Raw genomic sequence first — 21,050 nt, forward strand, 5'->3', positions numbered from 1 at the left:
CGCTAACAGGCTTTTTAGCAAGGAAACTTGAACATGTTGCAATACTTAAAAGACTGGTATACCCGCAAGTTCTCAGATCCTGATGCTGTTACCTTATTCCTATTATTAGTGACTAGTTTTGCTGTCATTATCTTTTTCGGGGATATCCTAGCCCCTATCATTGTTGCCTTAGTGTTAGCCTATTTGCTTGAATGGCCGGTGCAGCGGCTACTACAAACCGGATTACCCCGGTTAACCTCGGTACTCGTGGTGTATACCGGCTTTATAGGTGTCTTTATTATCTTGTTGCTGTTCATGGTGCCAGTGATTTGGCAACAAACGGTGACGTTAGTGGCCGAGCTGCCGCAAATGCTTAGCCAACTCAAAGTATTGCTTAACCGTCTACCGGAGATGTTTCCTGGCTACATTAGCGAGGCTAATATCAATCATTATGTGCAAAGCACCACCGAGAAACTGCTCGCGTTTGGTGAGAATTTACTCAGCCAATCCCTTAGCCGTCTCGTGGGCGCCATGGCACTACTCATTTATTTGATTGTGGTGCCATTACTGGTGTTCTTTATGCTTAAGGACAAACGGCAGCTTTTGGATCACATCAACGCCATCTTGCCCAATAATCGCCGCCTTATTTCTCAAGTAAGTGATGAAATGAACCTACAGATCATGAATTACATTCGTGGTAAAGCCGTTGAGGTGGTGATAGTGGGTGTGGTGAGTTATTTATGTTTCACTTTATTTGATCTGCGCTATGCCCTATTACTCGGTGTGTTGGTTGGTTTTTCAGTGCTTATTCCTTACATAGGTGCTGCCGTAGTTACCTTACCTGTGATGCTGGTGGCCTTGTTCCAGTTTGGCTGGAGTGCCATGTTTGCTTGGGTGATGATTGCTTATCTGGTGATTCAGGCGCTCGACGGTAATGTGTTGGTGCCTTTGTTATTTTCTGAGGTGGTGAATCTTAATCCGGTTTACATCATTGCTGCAGTTTTAGTATTTGGCGGATTTTGGGGATTCTGGGGCGTGTTTTTCGCTATTCCGCTAGCTAGCTTGGTGAAGGCGGTGATTACCGCCTTACGATCGCCGCCAACCGTGGCTACTGAAACAAAGTTAGCGGACCAAGAGGCTAACAGTTAGGCATCAGCTAAGTAGTCGAGGACCACTTGGTGATGATCTTTGGTTTTAAATTTATCAAAGACATGGGCGATAGTCCCATCTTGGTTAATCAAAAAGCTCATGCGGTGAAGGCCATCATAAACCTTACCCATGAACTTTTTTTCACCCCAAACGCCAAAGGCTTCGGCCACTTGATGATCTTCATCACTAAGTAAGGTGAAATTGAGCTGATCACGTTCGCTGAATTTTGCTAAACGAGTCGGCGCATCCGTGCTAATACCTACGACGGTGATGTTATGGGCGGCAAGTTGTTGTTGGTGGTCGCGTAGTTGCTGCGCCTGCACTGTGCAACCTGGGGTCATGGCTTTTGGATAAAAATAGACTAAGACACGTTGTTGCTGCAGTAACTGCGCTAAGGCAACCTCGTTTTGTTGGGCATCAAGTAACGTAAATTGTGGGGCTTTTGCACCTGCCGCTAATGGCTTCATACTGCGCTCCTAGTTCATACATGAGTGAGAATACGATACTCATCATAAAAGATGCGCCGCAGGAGCGCAAAGAGCAATCAGCAAAGATGAACCAGCGCTTGTGTTTAGAGGGTGGTAAAAGTACCATGGAAATCAGAATGAGATTGAGGGGATAGTATGCTAACAGGCAGTATTGTTGCGCTGGTGACGCCATTTACGCAACAGGGCAATATTGATTACACAGAATTAGAAGCCTTAGTTAACTGGCATTGTGAGGCTGGTACCGATGGTATCGTTGCCATGGGTACTACGGGTGAAGCCGCGACTATGAGTCACGACGAACATGTCGATGTGGTCAGTGCAGTTGCTGAAATCGCCGCAGGGCGTATTGCAGTTATTGCTGGTAACGGCTCGAACTCTACCGCGGAAGCGGTCAATCTAACTGAGCGCATGAGCCATCTGCCTTTGGCCGGCTTTTTAAATGTGAATCCTTATTACAACAAGCCTTCGTTGCGCGGGCTTATTGCTCATTACACTGCTTGTACTCAAGCCAGCGATTTGCCACAGTTACTGTACAACGTGCCTGGGCGAACCGCGGCCGATTTGTTACCCGAACAAGTGGCTGAACTGGCTCAAATCCCGAATATTGTCGGTATCAAAGAAGCTACTGGTGATTTAACACGAGTGGCACAACTGCAAGAACTTTGCGGCAAAGATTTTATTTTATTGAGTGGTGACGATCCTACTGCCTGTGAATTCTTGTTGCGAGGTGGTCATGGGGTTATCAGTGTGACTGCGAACGTAGTGCCAGCCCAAATGAAACAGATGATTAGTGCGGCGGTAGCGGGTGAGCGCGAGCAAGCTGAGCGTATTGATAGCGAGTTGGCTGCATTGCACGAAGCTATGTTTGTACAAGCAAACCCGATACCAGTTAAGTGGGCACTAGCCTTGATGGATAAATTACGCCCAGTTTATCGATTACCGATGACTGAGCCGGAACTTCCGCAGCAACAACATATCGAACACATACTAAAACAAGCTGGATTAATCAAAGCGGAGTAAGAATGAAATTAAAATTAATCGCCTTGGCCTGCTGCAGTGCAGCCATGGCTGCTGGATGCAGTTACACCCCAGCCGGGCAAGCCCAAGGATCGTTCGAATACACAGACGTGCAGCAACGCCCAGAATTACAAGCCGCTGATGGTTTAAACAAGCCGGTTAGCACTAACCGTTACGAGATCCCACCGGTACCTGCGAGTGAGCCGGTTGGTACTGAAGTCGATATTAATGCACCAGTAGTGGTTTGGCCCTTAGCTGATGGCAGCCGGGTAGAAGAAACCGAGCAACTGCCACGCATTTACTTTGATGAGCTTGAGGGGATGACTAATATTTCTGATTACGTGTGGAACTCTGCATTGCAAGGGTTACAAGCGCGTAATATTGGAGTAGCAGCCATCCAAGATAAACAAGTGATTAGTACCGATTGGCTAACCACTCAGTATCAAATAGGTGAGAATGAAACTCCCTTGCAAGTTCAACGGCGCTTTAATTTAATCATGGAATCTGCGCCACACGGTCGCACTGCGTCCTTATTGGTTGAAGTTGCAGAGCGGCAAGATAAGGGTCCAACTATTGGTGAGGTACTTGCCTCTAAACAAGATCGTGATGCCGCTGCAGGGTTGTTAAACCAAGTAGTTAGTGAAATTGCTATCATGCAATATCAAGGCGTCGGCAGCTTAACCGAAGACGGTACTTTAGCGATTGATGCAGGCTTTGATGATGAAGGCTCGCCAGCGATGGTATTGGGCGCTAGCTTTAACTTCAGTTGGACCTTAATGGCCAGCGTCGTAGAAGAATTGGGCTTTGAAATTGATGACTTGAATCAGTCTACGGGCCGCTACTATTTGGATTACGATAAAGACAAGTCAGGTGCTTCAAGCCTAGCTTTTTGGCGTAGTAGCAAAGAAGGCAAGTTAGATATTGCCAATGGTAGTTATGAGTTAAAAGTGACCGGTGATAGACGTCGTACCACGTTAACTTTCTTCACCAACGGCGAAGCTTTTAGCGCGGCTGAGTTAAATCGAATTTTTGCGCCTGTAGCTGCTGAAATTAAACGCCAAAGTGAATTATAATAGGCGCTTCTTACACCTGCTTGGAGACCTAGTTGCTCATGGAAAAACGTACTGAATTGTATCGCGGAAAAGCGAAAACTGTGTTTACCACGGATAACCCAGACCGCTTGATTCTTGAATTCCGCAATGACACCTCAGCTTTTGATGGTGAAAAAGTAGAGCAGCTAGACCGTAAAGGTATGGTCAATAATAAGTTTAATAACTTTATTATGAGCAAACTTGAGGCCGCTGGCATCCCCACTCAATTGGATCAGGTATTGAGTGATACTGAAACCCTAGTCAAAAAACTTAGCATGATTCCGGTCGAGTGTGTGATTCGTAACTATGCCGCCGGGTCGTTAGTACGTCGTCTTGGGGTTACCGAAGGGCAACAGCTAAATCCGCCTACTTTTGAGCAGTTTCTGAAGAATGATGCGTTGCATGATCCTATGATCAATGAATCTTTAGCGATCAGCTTTGGTTGGGCCACCGCCGAACAATTAGCCAAGATGAAGGAATTAACCTTTAAAGTGAACCAAGTATTGCAAGCCTTGTTTGATGAGGCTGGCATGTTGTTGGTAGATTTTAAACTTGAATTTGGTGTTGATAGCGCTGGTAATATTGTCTTAGGCGACGAATTTAGCCCTGATGGTTGTCGTTTATGGGATAAAGAAACCCGCAAAAAACTAGATAAAGATCGCTTCCGCCAAGGTTTAGGTGGGGTGGTTGAAGCTTACGAAGAAGTGGCATCACGTTTAGGTGTGCCACTGTAACTAAGCGTCTTTATCACTATCCCAATCGTCATCATGCCGCTGCGAGTGTTCTACTTTCGGCGGCATTTTCATAGGTGCGGTATGGCGTAACAGCATGATATTGCCAATGACAATACCAAAAACGATAAGTAAGGCTATCCAAACCATGCGCTGGCTCCTGTCACCTCTGGGCTACAGATGGTATCGACATACCGCTGTTTTAGTTCAGTTAACTGCGCCAAGATATAGCTTTTACCAGCAATATCAGCCTCAGTTATGACTTGTCGCAATAGCTCATTGCTTAATTGTTGTTGTGCGGCTGCAGCACATTCAACATGGCTGATGTGCCAAGGTTCAGCTGCCACCCCACCTTGATAACGAGCGTAGGGAAAGAAAAAGCCAAACTCTTGTGCATGGCTCTGTAGCCATTGCCACATGGAATAGCAGGGGCCGCCCTCTTGATACTCGTTAGCAACCAGCTGTAGCTTGCTCTCATGGGCAGCAAAGGGGCGTGGGTCGTACACATCTATATCCGTGCCCCAATGATGGCGACTTGCGCCGGGTAGGGCAGAATAAAGCAAAATCGCCTCGACTTTTTCCCCAGGGCTTAAATTCTCGGTAGCTAGTTGTTCGCCACGGTCATTGTAAATGGGGAGCTCACCATAAAACTTTCTATTCCAAATGCTTAGCTGTCGGTCGAAGTCACGAAAACTCGAAGCAACAGCAACTTCAATGCCGGCACTTGCCGCAGCCTTTTGCATGGCGGTAAAGGCTGCGGCCACCGGTGCTTGTAACAACACCTGCGGCGCATCAGGTAACGCCTCTAAGTGACTTGTCGTACGACCGGTAAGTTGCGCTGCCGTTAGCATAGAAGGTGCTCCAGAATACGCTCATAAATATCTGTGAGAAGTTCCAGATCTTGTTCTTTAACACATTCGTTTACTTTATGGATGGTTGCGTTCACCGGGCCTAGTTCAATCACTTGGGCACCCGTTGGCGCAATAAAACGGCCATCCGAGGTACCACCAGCAGTAGATAACTCAGTTGTGCGCGCCGTGATTTCCGTGATCGCCATTTGGGTTGCTTCTAGTAAGCGTCCTGATTCGGTAAGAAAAGGCTCACCGTTTAGCTTCCATTGCAATGAGTAATCAAGGTCGTGCGCATCTAGAATGGCGATAACCCGTTGTTTTAAACTTGTGGCAGTACTTTCAGTACTGAAACGGAAATTAAACTGCAGATGAAATTCACCAGGAATAACATTGCCGGCGCCGGTGCCAGCATGCAGATTGGAAATCTGAAAACTAGTAGGTGGAAAGTACTGATTGCCATCATCCCAATGTTCAGCACATAACTCGGCGATGGCAACAGCGGCTTTGTGTACCGGATTTTCGGCTAAATGGGGATAAGCCACATGACCTTGAATACCAAACACCACCAAATCACCAGTGAGGCTGCCGCGACGGCCATTCTTTACAACATCGCCGACGTGGTTTGTACTTGAGGGCTCTCCTACTAGGCACCAGTCGATCTTTTCTTGTCGCGCTTCTAACGTCTCGATGACCTTGGGCGTGCCATTGATAAACGGGCCTTCCTCATCACTGGTAAGTAGAAACGCAATACTACCTTGATGATCCGGGTGTTTCTGCACAAAACGTTGGGTGGCTTTAACCATCGCCGCTAAACTGCCTTTCATGTCAGCAGCCCCACGGCCGTACAAATAGCCCTCGTGGCGAGTAGCAGCAAAAGGCGGGAAGCGCCACGCATGTTCTGCTCCAGCTGGGACCACATCGGTATGCCCAGCAAAACAGAATAACGGAGCCTTGGTACCACGGCGGACCCACAGGTTGGTGGTATCAGCGAACACCATAGACTCCAATTTGAACCCTAACGGTTGCAGATAACTCCCAATAAGCTCCTGACAACCTTCATCGGCGGGGGTTACTGAGGGGCGCTGAATAAGCTCACAAGCTAATTCAATGGTACTCATGGGGTAAGCTCTAAAAATTGTTGCCAAGCAGTACTATTAAAACCAGTCAAGTAGCGGTCTTCTTGTGCTAGCAAAGGCCGTTTCATTAGTGTGGGATACTGCTGTAACAAGGCAACGATAGCGTCATTGTCGCCTTGTTTCACACTTTGTTGCTGGGCACTGGTTAATTCTCGCCAACTGGTACTGCGCTTATTGACTAAAGCATCCGCTCCCAGTTGCTGTAGCCAGCTACTTAAAGTGGTGCTAGCGACGGGTTCGACCCGCACATCGTGAAAGCGATAGGTTATTTGGTGTTGTTCTAACCATTTGCGTGCTTTTCGCACGGTGTCACAATTGGTGATGCCATAGACAGAAAGGCTCATGGATAAGGTCTCTTGTTATCGTTTAGTGTTACCAGTTATTCTACTATTGTAGTGTTCATCGCAGCATTGATCTACTATAACGACATTCTGGCAAAGGCGCTGTGAATTCTCCACAAATTATGTGGATAACTCTGTGGGTTAGCTGCTTTGAACTAAGTAAGCCATTGAAAATCATGGCAAAAGTTTTATGGTTGAATAGTGACCAGTTTGTCTGAAGAATGATCTGTCAAGGTTTATCTAAAGTATTTTCACCAGCGACTTGGATGAACGCGGTGCGTTAACTCATTAGCATCAATAAGAGTATCCTGACTATGAGCCAATCCTTTTGGCAGAGTTTTAAAGATGGCCAAGCTTATGCTGCCATCTGGCCTAAACATTCAGTAGTAGCAGCCATGACGGAATCACGAGTGGTTCCAGCGGTTCGCTTAGCTGCGCGCTGGATGCCAGCCCTAGCTGTGCTGAACTTTGTGTTGCAGTGGCAGTTACAAGGGCAGGCGATGCAACCGCAAGGCATCGTCACCTCATTATTTATGCTGAGTTTGCCGTTTCAAGGCTGGTACTGGCTGGGTAAACGCGCCAACAGCAAGTTGGATGCGCGGTTACAGCATTGGTATTTAGATTTAACGCAAAAATTGCAGGTGCAGCCGCGGCCAGAGCCGCGCTACATGGATTTGGCTAAGCTGATCCGTAAGGCGCTGCAGGAGCTACCACCGGATCAGCATTAGCAATCTTAGAACTGAAAGGTAGACCAAATAGGGGCGTGATCGGACGGTTTTTCTATGCCGCGTAATTCATAGTCAATCCCACTATCAATGCATTGCTCAGCTAACACCGCAGTGGCTAAGATTAAATCAATGCGTAACCCGCGGTTATCATCAAAGCCACGTGAGCGATAATCAAACCAACTAAATTGATCCATGCTATCTGGATAGCGAGTGCGGAAGGTATCTACCAGGCCCCAATCTAGGACGCCATTAAGCCACTCGCGTTCTTCCGGTAAAAAACTGCACTTGCCGGTGCGTAACCAGCGCTTAGCATTATCGGCACCAATCCCGATATCACAATCTTGATGAGAGATGTTCACATCCCCCATCACAACTAAAGGTTGGCTAGGATCTTGTGTGGCTAAGTAAGCCATTAAATCGGCATAGAATTTTTCTTTAGCCGGAAACTTCAACGGATGGTCACGGCTTTCGCCTTGCGGAAAATAACCATTTAAAATGCGTACACTACGACCATCGTCGCTTTCATAGTCGCCCATAATCATGCGCCGTTGTGCATCCTCAGCGTCTCCAGCAAAGCCGTACTGGACATTAGTGAGTGGTTTTTTACTGAGTAAGGCAACGCCATAGTGGCTTTTCTGGCCAAAGAAGACCACGTGATAGCCCATCGCCTCAACGTCTGCGAGCGGAAATTGTTCATCATGAACTTTGGTTTCTTGTAACCCAATAACATCGGGTTGGTGTTTGTCGATTAAAGCTTGTAGCTGGTGCAATCTGGCACGAAGACCGTTGATATTAAAAGAAATTAATTTCATCAAAAACTCTCATTTCGGTTCATTCTAGAAGTTATCGGCAAGCATAGCAGATTGCCGCAATCGGTGCGACAGTGGGCTGCCTTGGGGTATTAATTCAGGTATACTCGAAGCATAAATTATCAAAAATCATTAGGTTGTATTACAGGGCAGTGAATCATGGCAGGCGATTTAATTCGGGTACGAGCTGGACGACAGGCGTGGCAGCAGATTAAAGAACAGGGGTTGCGACAACAAGATATTGAGTTGTTGCTTGGTGCTTCTGGTGGGCCTAAGTGGTTTATATTGCAAGGCTTAGATCGCTATTTCTTTGGTGATTTCTTTGCCGCACGGCAGCGTCCGTTGAATACTTTAGGAACTTCCGCTGGCGCTTGGCGTTTCGCCAGTTTAGGCCAGCAAGATCCTGTTGCAGCAAGTGACTTGTTTTGTCGCTTGTACCGAAGCCAAACTTACAGTGCTAAACCTGATGTTGCGGAAATCACCGAAGAGGCACGCAAGTTATTGCATGAGTACATTCCTGATGCCGCAGTGGCTGATATTTTACAACAGGATCGATTTCATCATCATTGGATCGTGACTCGTTGTCGTGGACTTACTGCGCACGAAGGCAAACGTCAACTGCTGGGCTTATTAGGCTCGGCCGCCGCCAACAGCGTTAGCCGTAAGTGGTTGGGACGCTTTTATGAGCGGGTGGTTTTTCATCATCCGCATGCAAGTGCTGAGTTTAGTCGCGCTTGGCGTGATATGCCGACGGTACATGTTCCGTTAAGCGAGCAAAATTTTAAACCAGCCTTGCTAGCAACGGGCTCCATTCCCATGGTCTTGGCTGGAGTAAAAGATATTATTGGGGCACCAGCAGGTACCTATCGCGATGGCGGTATTACGGACTATCATTTTGATGTCGATTTGTCTGCCGTACCTGGATTGGTGCTGTATCCGCATTTTCATCAACAGGTGGTACCAGGTTGGTTTGATAAGAACTTAGGCTGGCGGCGTACGCATGGTAAACAATGGCCTAATGTGATCTTAATCACGCCAACAGACGAATTCATTGCGTCATTACCTTATGGCAAAATTCCAGATCGTACAGATTTTGCTAAGTTGTCGGTTCCTGATCGTTTTGCTTATTGGCAGCAAGCAGTACAGCAGGGACAGCAACTAGCAGCGCAGCTACAGGAATGGATTGAAAGTGGTGAAATTCGCAACAAAGTGGCCTTGTGGTCTTAGGAGAACAGCCAATGAAATTTACAGGTAGCCCCAAATTTAGCCATCAACAACGGGATCGAATTGGTGTGCTTATCACCAACCTTGGTACTCCTGATGCGCCCGATACGCCATCACTGCGACGTTATCTACGCCAGTTTTTGTCGGATCCTCGTGTGGTTGAGGTACCTCGCTTATTATGGTGGTTGATTCTTAATTTAGTGATTTTGGTGATTCGCCCTAAGCGTTCGGCGGCCGCCTATAAAACCGTCTGGACCGAGCGTGGTTCGCCTTTACTGTTCCATACGCAAGATCAACAGCGAGCTTTGCAACAGGCGTTAGCGCGCGATTATGGTGACGATGTGTTGGTGGAATTTGCCATGCGTTATGGTAATCCAAGCATTCAGCAAGGTTTACAGTCTCTGTTTGAGCAAGGCGCAAGAAAACTGGTGGTGTTGCCTTTGTATCCGCAATATTCGGCGGCAACTTCGGGCTCAACCTTTGATGCAATAGCGGCAGATTTTACCCAGCGGCGATGGTTACCAGATTTCAGGTTTATTGCGCATTATCACGATTACGCGCCTTATATCAAAGCAGTTGCTCAATCGATTGAGCGTTACTGGCAACACCATGGTAAGCCTGATAAGTTAGTCCTGAGCTATCATGGCGTTCCTTTAAAATACTTGCACCAAGGTGACCCTTACCATTGTGAGTGTCATAAAACATCGCGATTAATCGCTGAGCAACTTGGTTTAAGCAAGGACCAATACGTGACGACCTTTCAATCACGATTTGGTCGTGAAGAGTGGTTGCAGCCCTACACTGATGCTACCTTAAAAGCATTACCGGGGCAGGGGGTTAAGAACATTCATGTGGTTTGCCCTGGCTTCTCGGCTGATTGTCTTGAGACCATTGAAGAAATTGGCGAAGAGAATCGTGAGTATTTTATCGAAGCTGGCGGCGAAAATTATGGTTACATTCCAGCTCTGAATGCTGAACCTGAGCATATTGAAGCGCTAGCTCAGTTGGTTCGCGACAATCTAGTCGGATGGCAGTTACATCACGACGAGAGCGCTCGAGCAGCTCGCGCAGAAGCCGTACAAGCGGCATTAAAAAAGAGTAAATCTGCCGGTTAACAAGCCGGTTAAGGAGTTCATCATGACAGTTGATAATCACCAGCAACCAGCTGCAACGAACGATGACCATAACAGTAGTGAGGATGAGCGGCATCGGGTGTATCAGGTGAGTGCCAATCGTGGCCGAGCTAAGCACAAAATGCGCTACGTTGAAAGCATGATAGCCGATGAGGATAGTGGTGATTGCCGGTTGTGTCGCGGTGCCTTGGCACCTAATGATGAGGACCAAGCAGCCACCACCAATACGGGTGATCAGGCTGATACAGACCTGACCGCGAAGCCACCGAAAGCACCATGAACGCAGCTAGCTCGGCACCTCAGCCGGCCGTTTATGCTACTCCATTACAAACGCTGAAACGGCAACATCCGGGCTTAAGCGGAGTGTTGCCGTTAGTCGCAGCGCCAGATGCTTTTGCTACCCGCGTGTGGCTGGCGCGCCAAGCTCAACATAGCCTTGATCTGCAATACTACATTTGGCGACATGATCGCACTGGTACCTTATTATTCGAAGAATTGCATGCTGCTGCCGACCGCGGGGTGCAAGTGCGGCTACTGTTAGATGACCACAATACCGCTGGGCTAGATGCCATTTTGTTTGGCTTACAGCGCCATCCAAATATTCAGATCAAGCTGTTCAATCCACTCAAATTGCGGCGCCCACGGTGGCTCAACTATCTGCTTGAATTTCGGCGTTTAAACCGGCGCATGCATAACAAAGCTTTTATTGTCGATCAGCAGGTGTTGGTAAGCGGTGGGCGTAATATTGGCGATGAATATTTTGGCGCCACTGATGATCGTCTCTTTGCTGATTTAGATGCCGTCATGGTTGGCCCAGTCGTGGATCATGCTGTCAGCCAGTTTGACAGTTATTGGCAATGCTCAGCAGCAGTACCTATCAATCAACTCATCACCTTAACCAAGCCACAGCAACTGAGCCTGCTGGCACAACGCGCGCACGAGGTGAGCCAAGATCCGAAGGCCCAGCATTACATGCAAGCGTTACGGGATTCTAATTTTGTGCAGCAGTTAATCCAACACCAGCTTGAGTTTGTCTGGTGTGATATCAAACTTGTGGCCGATGCGCCCAGTAAAATCATGGGGCGGGCGCGTGGGCGACAGTTGTTGAGTCAGCAGTTACAAGAAGTGATCGGGCAACCGCAGCAGCGGGTACGCTTGGTTTCGCCATATTTTGTCCCAACTGCAACTGGGGTTAAACTGCTCACAGAGATGGCAGCTCGCGGTGTTCATATTTCAATTCTAACCAATGCGCTAGAAGCAACCGATGTGGCAGTGGTGCATTCTGGTTATGCTAAGTGGCGTAAGCCGCTGCTGCGGGCAGGGATTGAATTATTTGAATTACAGCGAATTTCACCGTTAGCCCGCAAAAAAGAACGTCAACTAAGACGGCAGCGGCTGAAGGGGAAAGAGCGGTTAGGTAGCTCAGCATCAAGCTTGCATGCAAAAACCTTCAGCGTCGATCAACAACGGGTGTTTTTAGGTTCGTTTAACTTTGACCCACGCTCTGCGCAATTGAACACTGAGCTAGGGTTTGTGATTCACAGTGAAGTTTTGGCGAAACGTATTGATGATGCCTTTGTTGAAACTGTACCCAACTACGCTTATAGTCTAGTGTTAGAACCACATGTCCATGCCCAGCGAGCGAAACTCGTTTGGCAAGAACGTCTGGGTAGTCAAATAAGTCAATATCATAGCGAACCAGGCACCTCTTGGTGGCGTCGCATGGGCATGAAGACCCTAGCGCTGCTGCCAATTGACTGGTTGCTTTAGCGAATACGGAGCAGCCGATTCGCCTTTCTTAAGCCAAGGAGTATGTATGCGATTAACCTTTTTAGGTGCAGCCGAAACGGTAACAGGCTCTAAGTATTTGCTCGAAACTGCCACCACTCGAGTGCTGATTGATTGTGGGATGTTTCAGGGGTACAAATGGCTACGGCGGCGCAATTGGCAGCCGCTACCATTAGGGATTAATCATGTTGACGGGGTCGTGCTTACTCATGCTCATCTCGATCACTCCGGCTTTTTACCCTTGTTGTATCGTGAAGGTTACCGTGGCCGCGTGTTTACTCATGCTGCTACTGCTGGCTTATGTGGCCTCTTATGGCCTGATAGCGGCAAGATCCAAGAAGAAGACGCAAAGTTCTATAAACGCCATAAGTTAAGCAAACACCAAAATCCAGAACCTTTGTACGATGAAGCCACAGCAGAAGCAGCCTTAACACTGCTTGAGCCGGTTGAGTTTCATCAACCTTTTAGTATTGGCGATATTCAGTTCAGTTTACGACCAGCAGGACATATTCTTGGAGCTGCTAGTGTCATTGCTGAGGCTGATGGCGTGCGGATTGGTTTTAGCGGAGATGTTGGGCGGCCTAACGATATCTTAATGATGCCGCCAGAGCCACTGCCTGAATTAGATGTTTTGTTATTAGAAGCAACCTATGGCGATCGGCGCCATGATCCGGAAGACCCTTGGCAACAGTTAACTGACGTCGTAAACGAAACCGCCAGCAGTGGTGGGGTGTTACTGATCCCAAGTTTTGCGGTAGGACGGGCTCAGTTGTTGCAGCATATGTTGATCACCCTGATGCAGCAAAAAAAGATCCCTCGGATGCCGATTTTCTTGGATAGTCCAATGGCTATCAATGCATCTGAGCTGTATCAACAATTTCATCAGTATCACCGCTTAACAGCCGAGCAATGCTATGCGGCTGCAGCAGGAGTTGAATACACCAGGCATGTAGAAGATTCGAAACAAATAGCACAGCAAACTGGGCCTCATATCATTATTGCTGGTAGTGGGATGGCTACTGGTGGGCGCATCTTGCATCATTTTAAACATTGGCTGGGGGATCATCGCGCAACCGTCTTGTTTTCTGGCCATCAGGCTGGTGGCACACGTGGCGCCAAGATGGTGCAGGGCGTTGAGCGAATCAAACTGCACGGTGAGTGGTTGCCCGTGAAAGCCCGTATTCGGCAGCTTAACGGTTTGTCAGGACACGCCGACTACAGTGAAATAGGCGATTGGCTGAAGGCCTCCAAGCTACCGCCACAGTTGCAGATCTTCTTGGTGCACGGTGAGCCTGATAGTCTTGAGGCCATGTCAGATTACCTCAAACAAGAAACCCCATTTGATATCAACGTGGCTGATTATATGGGTGTGCAGCACTTCAAGCGCTAAGCTTGCGGGCTTTGGCCCGCAGTTTATACCAGCACCAGTACCAAGGCGGTGGTAAGCACCGCCAAGATAATATTCAACATCAGGCCTTCGCGGACCATATTTTTGATGGTGACTTGATTGGATGCAAACACAATCGAGTTTGGCGGTGTTGCAACGGGCAAACAGAAAGCACAGCTACAGGCAATCGCCGCAGGAATCATCAGCACTTCTGGGGGTAATTCTAAAGCGGTTGCAGTAGCAGCTAAGACCGGCATCAACAAAGTAGCGGTGGCGGTATTGGATGTCACTTCAGTTAAGAAGCTTACCGCCAAAGTTAAGGCCAGAATCAAGAGCCACAGAGGCAAGCCTCCAAGCCCAACTAAGGCTTGTCCGATAATATCGCTCAGCCCGCTTGAAACAAACCCCTGGGCGAGCGCAATACCACCGGCAAATAGCAGCAAAATCCCCCATGGAATAGCCACCGCATCCTGCCATGTGAGCAACGGTGAGCCCTGCTTGTCGGTCACAATAAAAAGTGCTAGTACTCCAGCGAAAGCGACCGTAGCATCGCCAACACCAGCCAGCCCTAGCCAATCGGTCCAGCCACCGAAAGGAGCGGTACGAGTTATCCAGAGTACAATGACGGCGCCAAATATCCATAACACACGGCGCTCGTTACTTTGCATGGTTGGCAGGTTGGCTAAGTGGAGCGTAACGCTACCTCTGAGTGAGCGCGTTAACCACCAAGCAATGACAGGAATACCGACAATGACCAAGGGTAACCCTATTTGTAGCCAACGTAAAAAACCAAAGCTGGTGCCAGTATAGCTCTCGTAAACCGAAGCAAAAATTAAGTTGGGCGGGGTGCCGACTAGGGTAGCGACGCCACCTAATGAAGCTGAATAAGCTAATCCTAGTAGCAACGCACGCTGAAATTTATGATCATTCGCAGCCTCGGCCAATGCTAAAGCGACTGGCAAGAGCGCTAGCACGGCCGCCGTGTTAGAGATCCACATCGATAAAATAGCAGTAGCTAACATAAAGGCAAATACCATACGCCGCCCGCTGCTAGCGCCAAGACGCTTCACTAAACCAAGCGCAATGCGTTTATGCACACCGCTAACCTCAACTGCTTTGGCGAGCATGAAAGCACCCATAAACAGCAGAATGATGGGATTACCTAAGGCGGCTGAGACCTCATTGACGCTCGCGACGCTGCCCAAAGGTAACAAAATAAAAGGTAGCAACGAGGTTACTGGTAATGGGAGAGCCTCGCTAATCCACCACCAAGCCACCCAAATGGTGGTGGCTAAGGTCCAAGCCGCTGGCGCCGGTATCTGCCCCCAGTGTTGGGCTAAGAGATAGCTCACAAGTGCCGCTAACGGTCCTAGCCATAGTGGATTAAACCAAGATTTTAAGCTATTTAGCATGGCAGAGGCTCGCTGGTTAAGGGGTATCTAGTTGGGTTTTTACGTGAATGACTAATTTAGCAGAAACTAAGTTTATTTGAAATTTTAACGCTTTACGCATAGGGTAAAAAGAAACAACTTACAGGAGAAAGGATTTATGTCCGCAACCAAAGCGAAGTGGAACTCCGCTATTTTGGCACCGGTCTTTATACCCGCTGTTGCCGTCATCGCCTTGTTAGTCATAGGCACCCTAAGTAATCCCGAGCTAGCTGGCGAGGTGTTCAGTGATGTGTTGGCCTGGATAACCGCTGATTTTGGCTGGTTCTACATGCTAGCGGTCGCTATTTTCTTAGTTTTTATTGTTGTGGTGGCTGTCTCCAAGTGGGGCCGAATAAAACTAGGGCCTGATCATGCAGAACCTGAGTACAGTTTTGTGGCTTGGTTTGCCATGCTGTTTTCGGCTGGTTACGGCATAGCCTTACTCTTTTTCGGGGTGGCTGAGCCGGTGCTGCATTATGCAAGCCCGCCGATGGGGGCACCAGAGACGGTCGATTCTGCTAAGCAAGCCATGCAAATAGCTTACTTTCACTGGGGCTTTCATATTTGGGCTATATACGGCTTGGTTGGTTTGGTGTTAGCTTATTTCTCTTTCCGTCATGGTCTGCCGTTGTCGATGCGTTCTACTTTGTATCCACTCATCGGCGAGAAAATCCATGGTCCAGCTGGGCATGCCGTCGATACCTTTGCCATTCTAGGGACCATGTTTGGTATTGCTACCACCTTGGGTTTATCGGTGATTCAAATTAACGCTGGTTTGCACTATCTGTGGCCCGATATTCCGATCAATTCAACCGTGCAGATTATCGCTATTGCGGTGATTACTGTGTTTGCTATTTTATCGGTGGTAGCGGGTCTAGACAAAGGGGTTAAACGACTCTCCTACGTCAATATGGTGTTGGTGCTCTTCTTACTGTTATTTGTGTTTTTTGCAGGGCCAACGGTCCATATCTTGGAGACCTATTTACAGAACACAGGAGCTTACCTGAACAATATTGTTGAGCGAACCTTTAACTTGCAGGCTTATTCGCGGAGCGATTGGATCGGTAACTGGACCTTATTTATTTTTGGTTGGACCATTGCTTGGGCGCCATTCGTTGGTTTGTTTATTGCGCGTATTAGTCGTGGCCGCACCATCCGCCAGTTTGTGTTCGGGGTGATGTTTGTGCCTACCATGTTTACGTTCTTTTGGTTCAGTGTATTTGGTGACACCGCACTGAATTTAATCATGAACGAAGGTTACACCACCTTGATTACTGAAGTGCAAAACGATGAAGCTATCGCGTTATTCAAGTTATATGAACGCTTACCTTGGACAAATATTTTGTCGTTTGCCACGGTGGTATTGATTGTTACTTTCTTCGTTACCTCGTCAGATTCGGGCTCGTTAGTGATCGACTCGTTGGCTTCCGGTGGACGTACCGACACGCCGGTATGGCAACGGGTGTTCTGGGCCTCGTCAGAGGGAGTTGTGGCAGGGGTGTTATTGCTTGCTGGAGGGCTAGGAGCGCTACAAACCGCAGCTATTGCCAGTGCTTTACCCTTTGCGGTGGTGATTCTTATTGCAGCGTTTGGTATGTGGCGTGCGTTGGTGATAGAGGGACATCAGCATGCTAGCTTGAAAAGCGCGATGCGTACCCACCGTCGTGGGGTTCATGCAGGGCCATCCTATTGGAAGAAGCGCTTAGCCGGAGTCGTTGATTTTCCTAAACAACAAGCAGTGCGAGAGTTTATTGAGCACACCGTAATGGAAAGTTTAGGTGATGTTGCAAAAGAACTTAAAGGGCAGCAATGGCAGGCCGAGACTAGCTTTGATACCGAAAATATTCGGGCTATTTTTAGCGTGCAAAAAGACGATGAAGTAGACTTTACCTACGAAGTGCGGATGCGTGCCTATCAACGACCACAATTCGCGGTAGATAAATCGAATGGTAAGGATCGTGAATACTATCGAGCTGAAGTCTTCCTGCGCCAAGGTGGACAAGCTTATGATTTATATGGTTATGAGCCGGGCGATATTATTAACGACGTGATTAATCAATTTGAAAACTACTTGCAGTTTATGCATATCTCACCAGGGAGCTTACCTTGGGATTTAGAGCAGCATGATGACGACTTGAAATCATCGTAATGATAGTGCTTTCTTAACGCAAAAGCCCCGCCCAGTGTAGCTGAGTGGGGCTTTTTTTAGGCCATCACAAGTGCTTTAACAATCTTGCTTATGCGTGCTGAGCCAAATAAACTTTAAGCTCTTCTAACGGCATAGGCTTGGCATAGTAGAAACCCTGAATGTAGCCGCAGCCTAGCTGTTTGAGCATAGTAATTTGCGCTAGGGTTTCGACACCTTCAGCAATCACTTCCATATCAACCTGGGTGGCCATATTGATGACCCCAGAAGTGATCGCCTGATCACTTGCAGATTGGTCTATGTCTTGCACAAAAATACGGTCAATTTTAAGCTTGCTAACCGGGAGCTTCTTTAAGTAACTCAGCCCAGAAAAGCCGGTACCAAAATCATCAATCGCAACTCGAATACCAACCTCTTTAAAGCGCTGTAGAACCTCGATGGTATGATGTGAGTTCTCCATAAGAATACTCTCAGTCAGTTCTAATTCGAGGAGATCGGCAGGGGTGCCCGTTTCCTCGAGAATGTTCTGTACCTGATCGAAAAAGTCAGCACGGTGAAATTGTAAAGCAGATAAGTTTACCGCAACTCGGATAGCGCCAAATTGTTGCATCTCGTGCACATCGGTGCAGGCTTTACGCAGCGCCCAACGCCCAGCTGGAATAATTTGTCCGGTAGACTCAGCCAGTGGAATAAACTCGCCCGGTGAAATGAACCTGCCATCTGGAGTTATCCAACGCATCAACGCCTCAACGGTAACCACGCGGCCGCTATGCAAATCAATAATAGGCTGGTAATGAAGCTGTAACGCATCATCATCAATGGCTTGCTGAAATTCACTCCTTAAAATAACATTCGCTTGATAGTTATCATTGTTGGCGGCTTGATAAATCTGGAAGTGATTACGGCCCTGTAATTTAGCCTGGCTCATGGCTATATCAGCTTGCTGAATCAATTCCAACGGCTGCTTTATCTTCCGAGTGTAATAGGTCACCCCAATACTCGCTGAAATGTAAATATTGTGGCCCTCGACATGGTAGGGTTCATCAATGACATCCATCAGCTGTTGAACTAGGCTTGTTACCGTGCTGGTATCCTCAATTTCGCTGATTACAGCAACAAACTCATCGCCGCTAAAGCGGCTGATAAAATGCGGAGCTTGAATAAGTCGCTGCAGGCGCTCAGCCGCCTGTTGCAGAATCGTGTCGCCAACTTTGAGACCAAGACTGTCGTTCACTGGCTTAAAGCCATCTAAATCGATGAATAACACGGCCAAAGTACCTGGCGCATGCCCTTGTTGTTGACGCTGCACTAAGCTTTGTAGGTGCTGCTCTAAACTGAAGCGGTTGGCTAAACCAGTGAGTGCATCATGGCTGGCCTGATAGGCGAGTTGCTCTTTATCTGCAACCTGTTCAGTAACATCATGCTGTACTCCCAAAAAGTGAGTGACGTTGCCTTGTTCATCTCGTACTGGCGACAGGTATAAATCATTCCAGAAACTACTACCATCTTTGCGATAATTAAGTATTTGCGTACGAAAATCTCGTTTTTCACGCAGCGCTTGCGCGATTTCGGTAACCGTAACTGGATCGGTCTCAGGGCCTTGTAACAAAGCACAGCTTTTCCCCACGATCTCGTGATAGGAATACCCTGTTATCTGTTGGAACACTTTGTTCACATAAACCACTGGGAACCCAATCACATTCGCATCGGCAATGACAATACCATTGACGCCACTATCAATGCCGCGACTAAGCAGCAGCCGTTGTTCAGCATCTTTTTTGGTTTGGGTAATATCTTTGGCGACCCCAAAGGTACCCAGTATGTGTTCGTTTATTTTGATGGGCAGGTTGGTCAGATCTAAGTCTATCTCCTGCCCATGCGCAGCTATGGCGGTGACCTCGTAGCGCTGACTATGGCCAGCTAGCACTTGTTCAAACAAAGCAGCAACCGATGGATGTTGACTGCTTGGTATTAGCTTACTGTAATGCATGCCAAGTATTTGTTCGCGAGGCAACTGCAACAGCTTGCAGAAAGCATCGTTCACCTGACTGAGGCAGCCATTAATATCTAACGAAAAGGCTGGGTCTGGGTTGTTATCAAACAGCGAGCGGTAGCGCTGTTCGCTTAAGCCGAGTGACAACTGCTGTTCACGCATCAGCCGGTTTTGTTGAAACATCAGCAAAAAGGCCATGCTAAACAATAGGCCCAAGGCCACAATGACGCTACGCATACCGGCAGCACGATTGAGGTCAGCAAAGCTATGTAAAGTAGCCGTTAGGGTTAAGTTTGGCCCGTGAGGTATCTCAAGTAACGTGGAAGCGAGCACCACTTCATGGCCATGAGATGGCTTGCCCTCGTCAAAACTACGCACAAAGCCACTACCCAGCTGCGTATAGATTTTAATTTCATCATCTGACACCCGCGTATCAGGGTTCATCATTCTGTTCAAATTAAGCGTAGTGAGTAGGTAGCCCGGCTGACTACTCACTCGATTTACCGGCACCAACAGCAGTGCCACGGCGGGTAGATCACGCTTGGCAAAACGCAGGGGAGGGATGAGATACTGAGTTTGTTGAGGTTGTTGTGCCAACCATTGTTGCACTTCTGCATCACGCAGAACTTCCGCTGCTAGGGCAAAACTGTCATCGCGGTCAAAGCGCCAGAGCGGTTGTGCTTGGGAGTCGAGTAACGAAATCGATAAGATATGAGGGATATCCCGCATGTAGGCCTGCACATCTGATTGTTGCATATCAATCGCGAGCCGATCATCTGCGACCCGCCAGCGTTCAACCATACGCTCAAGTAGTTGGACATTGACATGGGCCATTTGAATCCGAGCTTTTGCAACCCGTTGTAGGCCATCATCAGCAGCTGTTTGAATTAACTGCAAATGGCTTTGCCCCATATAGAACCAGGTTGAGCAGGTAATAAATACGGCTAAACCACCTAGACTCGAGGCGGTGCGGTTAGGCATTCGTATAGGGGGTGCTTGGCGATGACTAGCAAGTAGAAAAGCAATCCCTATCAGTAATAAAAGAATACCTGCAACCCCGGTAATATCGGGATGCGGGCCAAAAATCATAAAGCCGCGAGAATCAAAATGAGCGACTAAAATAATACTACTGGCAATGATCACCACTAATGCTAGGGTGCGCACCCACAGCCGCTGCACTATACCGCGAGGATTGAGCATAAGCATGGTGCCAAGCAACATGAACAAGGCAACCATGGGGGTGTATAACACCGCTTCGTAGTTGGCGAGCCACGGCATAAAAAATACGCGGTTTAAGCTCGAGTGTACCAATAGACTATGTAAGGCGAAGCCAACGATCACCGCACCTGCGGATATTTGCAGCCAACGTCGTGCCGTTAACAGCCCCAATAACGCCGCAGCAATGGCCACACAAATAGCTGCGGAGGTGTTAGAAAGCATGCGATCGAATAAGCCCGTAGGAGGGCTGATGAGGTTGGTCAACAACCCCCAAGCGCCGATGGTCGCAGTGGCGGCTAATCCAGTGAATAATGCTGCGGAAATCACCGCCGGATGGACTCTGAATGATGTCATAGTTGGCTGTTATCGTTTTCTTGTAATTCTTATGTAAACAGCACTATATGAGAACCA

19 protein-coding genes are annotated in these 21,050 nt (G+C 48.0%); 11 read left to right on the plus strand and 8 right to left on the minus strand.

What is annotated here, in order from left to right:
• The first annotated feature begins 33 nt into the window (after positions 1–33).
• Positions 34–1,128: an AI-2E family transporter gene (locus NOG12_RS01205; RefSeq protein ID WP_313932189.1), complete on the plus strand. Its 1,095-nt coding sequence runs from the start codon at positions 34–36 to the stop codon at positions 1,126–1,128.
• On the opposite strand, the gene bcp is transcribed toward NOG12_RS01205, so the two are convergent.
• The gene (gene bcp, locus NOG12_RS01210) at positions 1,125–1,595 is read right to left on the minus strand and encodes a thioredoxin-dependent thiol peroxidase (RefSeq protein ID WP_313932190.1); all 471 of its coding nucleotides are present in this window, start codon (positions 1,593–1,595) and stop codon (positions 1,125–1,127) included. The genes NOG12_RS01205 and bcp overlap by 4 nt on opposite strands.
• A gap of 156 nt (positions 1,596–1,751) precedes the next feature.
• Between bcp and dapA the strand changes: the two genes are divergently transcribed.
• Genes dapA through purC form a run of 3 tightly spaced genes read left to right on the plus strand, consistent with a single transcriptional unit; the run spans position 1,752 to position 4,458 of the window.
• A complete protein-coding gene (gene dapA, locus NOG12_RS01215; RefSeq protein WP_153826061.1) occupies positions 1,752–2,636 on the plus strand; it encodes a 4-hydroxy-tetrahydrodipicolinate synthase in 885 nt (294 codons plus the stop codon).
• 2 nt (positions 2,637–2,638) lie between these two features.
• Positions 2,639–3,706: an outer membrane protein assembly factor BamC gene (bamC, locus tag NOG12_RS01220; RefSeq protein ID WP_313932191.1), complete on the plus strand. Its 1,068-nt coding sequence runs from the start codon at positions 2,639–2,641 to the stop codon at positions 3,704–3,706.
• A 38-nt stretch (positions 3,707–3,744) separates the two neighbouring features.
• Positions 3,745–4,458, plus strand: a complete 714-nt coding sequence (gene purC / locus NOG12_RS01225; RefSeq protein ID WP_153826063.1) for a phosphoribosylaminoimidazolesuccinocarboxamide synthase — start codon at positions 3,745–3,747, stop codon at positions 4,456–4,458.
• Here purC and NOG12_RS01230 read toward each other — a convergent pair whose 3' ends face one another.
• Genes NOG12_RS01230 through NOG12_RS01245 form a run of 4 tightly spaced genes read right to left on the minus strand, consistent with a single transcriptional unit; the run spans position 4,459 to position 6,786 of the window.
• Positions 4,459–4,605, minus strand: coding sequence for a DUF2897 family protein (locus tag NOG12_RS01230; RefSeq protein WP_110075301.1), 147 nt, complete (start codon positions 4,603–4,605; stop codon positions 4,459–4,461).
• Positions 4,593–5,306, minus strand: a complete 714-nt coding sequence (locus tag NOG12_RS01235; RefSeq protein ID WP_313932192.1) for a M15 family metallopeptidase — start codon at positions 5,304–5,306, stop codon at positions 4,593–4,595. The genes NOG12_RS01230 and NOG12_RS01235 overlap by 13 nt, the downstream gene beginning before the upstream one ends.
• On the minus strand, positions 5,300–6,424 hold the full coding sequence (gene dapE / locus NOG12_RS01240; protein ID WP_313932193.1) for a succinyl-diaminopimelate desuccinylase: 1,125 nt from the start codon (positions 6,422–6,424) through the stop codon (positions 5,300–5,302). Before dapE ends, NOG12_RS01235 begins: the two co-directional genes overlap by 7 nt.
• Complete coding sequence (locus NOG12_RS01245; protein ID WP_153826066.1) at positions 6,421–6,786, minus strand: ArsC family reductase; 366 nt, start codon at positions 6,784–6,786, stop codon at positions 6,421–6,423. Before NOG12_RS01245 ends, dapE begins: the two co-directional genes overlap by 4 nt.
• Before the next feature lie 311 nt (positions 6,787–7,097).
• Between NOG12_RS01245 and yfbV the strand changes: the two genes are divergently transcribed.
• Positions 7,098–7,511 (plus strand): terminus macrodomain insulation protein YfbV, encoded by a 414-nt coding sequence (gene yfbV / locus NOG12_RS01250; RefSeq protein ID WP_153826067.1) that lies wholly within the window; start codon positions 7,098–7,100, stop codon positions 7,509–7,511.
• A 5-nt stretch (positions 7,512–7,516) separates the two neighbouring features.
• On the opposite strand, the gene xthA is transcribed toward yfbV, so the two are convergent.
• Positions 7,517–8,323: an exodeoxyribonuclease III gene (xthA, locus tag NOG12_RS01255; RefSeq protein ID WP_153826068.1), complete on the minus strand. Its 807-nt coding sequence runs from the start codon at positions 8,321–8,323 to the stop codon at positions 7,517–7,519.
• Positions 8,324–8,479: 156 nt separating this feature from the next.
• Between xthA and NOG12_RS01260 the strand changes: the two genes are divergently transcribed.
• The 5 genes from NOG12_RS01260 to NOG12_RS01280 are packed head-to-tail and all read left to right on the plus strand — an operon-like array spanning position 8,480 to position 13,855.
• Complete coding sequence (locus NOG12_RS01260; protein WP_153826069.1) at positions 8,480–9,547, plus strand: alpha/beta hydrolase; 1,068 nt, start codon at positions 8,480–8,482, stop codon at positions 9,545–9,547.
• An 11-nt stretch (positions 9,548–9,558) separates the two neighbouring features.
• On the plus strand, positions 9,559–10,659 hold the full coding sequence (hemH, locus tag NOG12_RS01265; RefSeq protein WP_153826070.1) for a ferrochelatase: 1,101 nt from the start codon (positions 9,559–9,561) through the stop codon (positions 10,657–10,659).
• Between the two features lie 22 nt (positions 10,660–10,681).
• Positions 10,682–10,957 carry a hypothetical protein gene (locus NOG12_RS01270; protein WP_153826071.1) on the plus strand — a complete coding sequence of 92 codons (276 nt, stop codon included), beginning with the start codon at positions 10,682–10,684 and terminating at the stop codon, positions 10,955–10,957.
• On the plus strand, positions 10,954–12,447 hold the full coding sequence (locus NOG12_RS01275; protein WP_313932194.1) for a phospholipase D family protein: 1,494 nt from the start codon (positions 10,954–10,956) through the stop codon (positions 12,445–12,447). Before NOG12_RS01270 ends, NOG12_RS01275 begins: the two co-directional genes overlap by 4 nt.
• Before the next feature lie 46 nt (positions 12,448–12,493).
• Complete coding sequence (locus NOG12_RS01280; protein ID WP_313932195.1) at positions 12,494–13,855, plus strand: MBL fold metallo-hydrolase; 1,362 nt, start codon at positions 12,494–12,496, stop codon at positions 13,853–13,855.
• Between the two features lie 23 nt (positions 13,856–13,878).
• Here NOG12_RS01280 and NOG12_RS01285 read toward each other — a convergent pair whose 3' ends face one another.
• The gene (locus NOG12_RS01285) at positions 13,879–15,264 is read right to left on the minus strand and encodes an SLC13 family permease (protein WP_313932196.1); all 1,386 of its coding nucleotides are present in this window, start codon (positions 15,262–15,264) and stop codon (positions 13,879–13,881) included.
• Between the two features lie 136 nt (positions 15,265–15,400).
• Between NOG12_RS01285 and NOG12_RS01290 the strand changes: the two genes are divergently transcribed.
• Positions 15,401–17,431 (plus strand): BCCT family transporter, encoded by a 2,031-nt coding sequence (locus NOG12_RS01290; protein ID WP_153826075.1) that lies wholly within the window; start codon positions 15,401–15,403, stop codon positions 17,429–17,431.
• An 88-nt stretch (positions 17,432–17,519) separates the two neighbouring features.
• On the opposite strand, the gene NOG12_RS01295 is transcribed toward NOG12_RS01290, so the two are convergent.
• The gene (locus tag NOG12_RS01295) at positions 17,520–20,993 is read right to left on the minus strand and encodes a putative bifunctional diguanylate cyclase/phosphodiesterase (RefSeq protein ID WP_313932197.1); all 3,474 of its coding nucleotides are present in this window, start codon (positions 20,991–20,993) and stop codon (positions 17,520–17,522) included.
• Between the last annotated feature and the right edge of the window lie 57 nt (positions 20,994–21,050).

The organism is Pseudidiomarina fusca, from assembly GCF_032227045.1.
Classification (GTDB): Bacteria; Pseudomonadota; Gammaproteobacteria; order Enterobacterales; family Alteromonadaceae; genus Pseudidiomarina; species Pseudidiomarina fusca.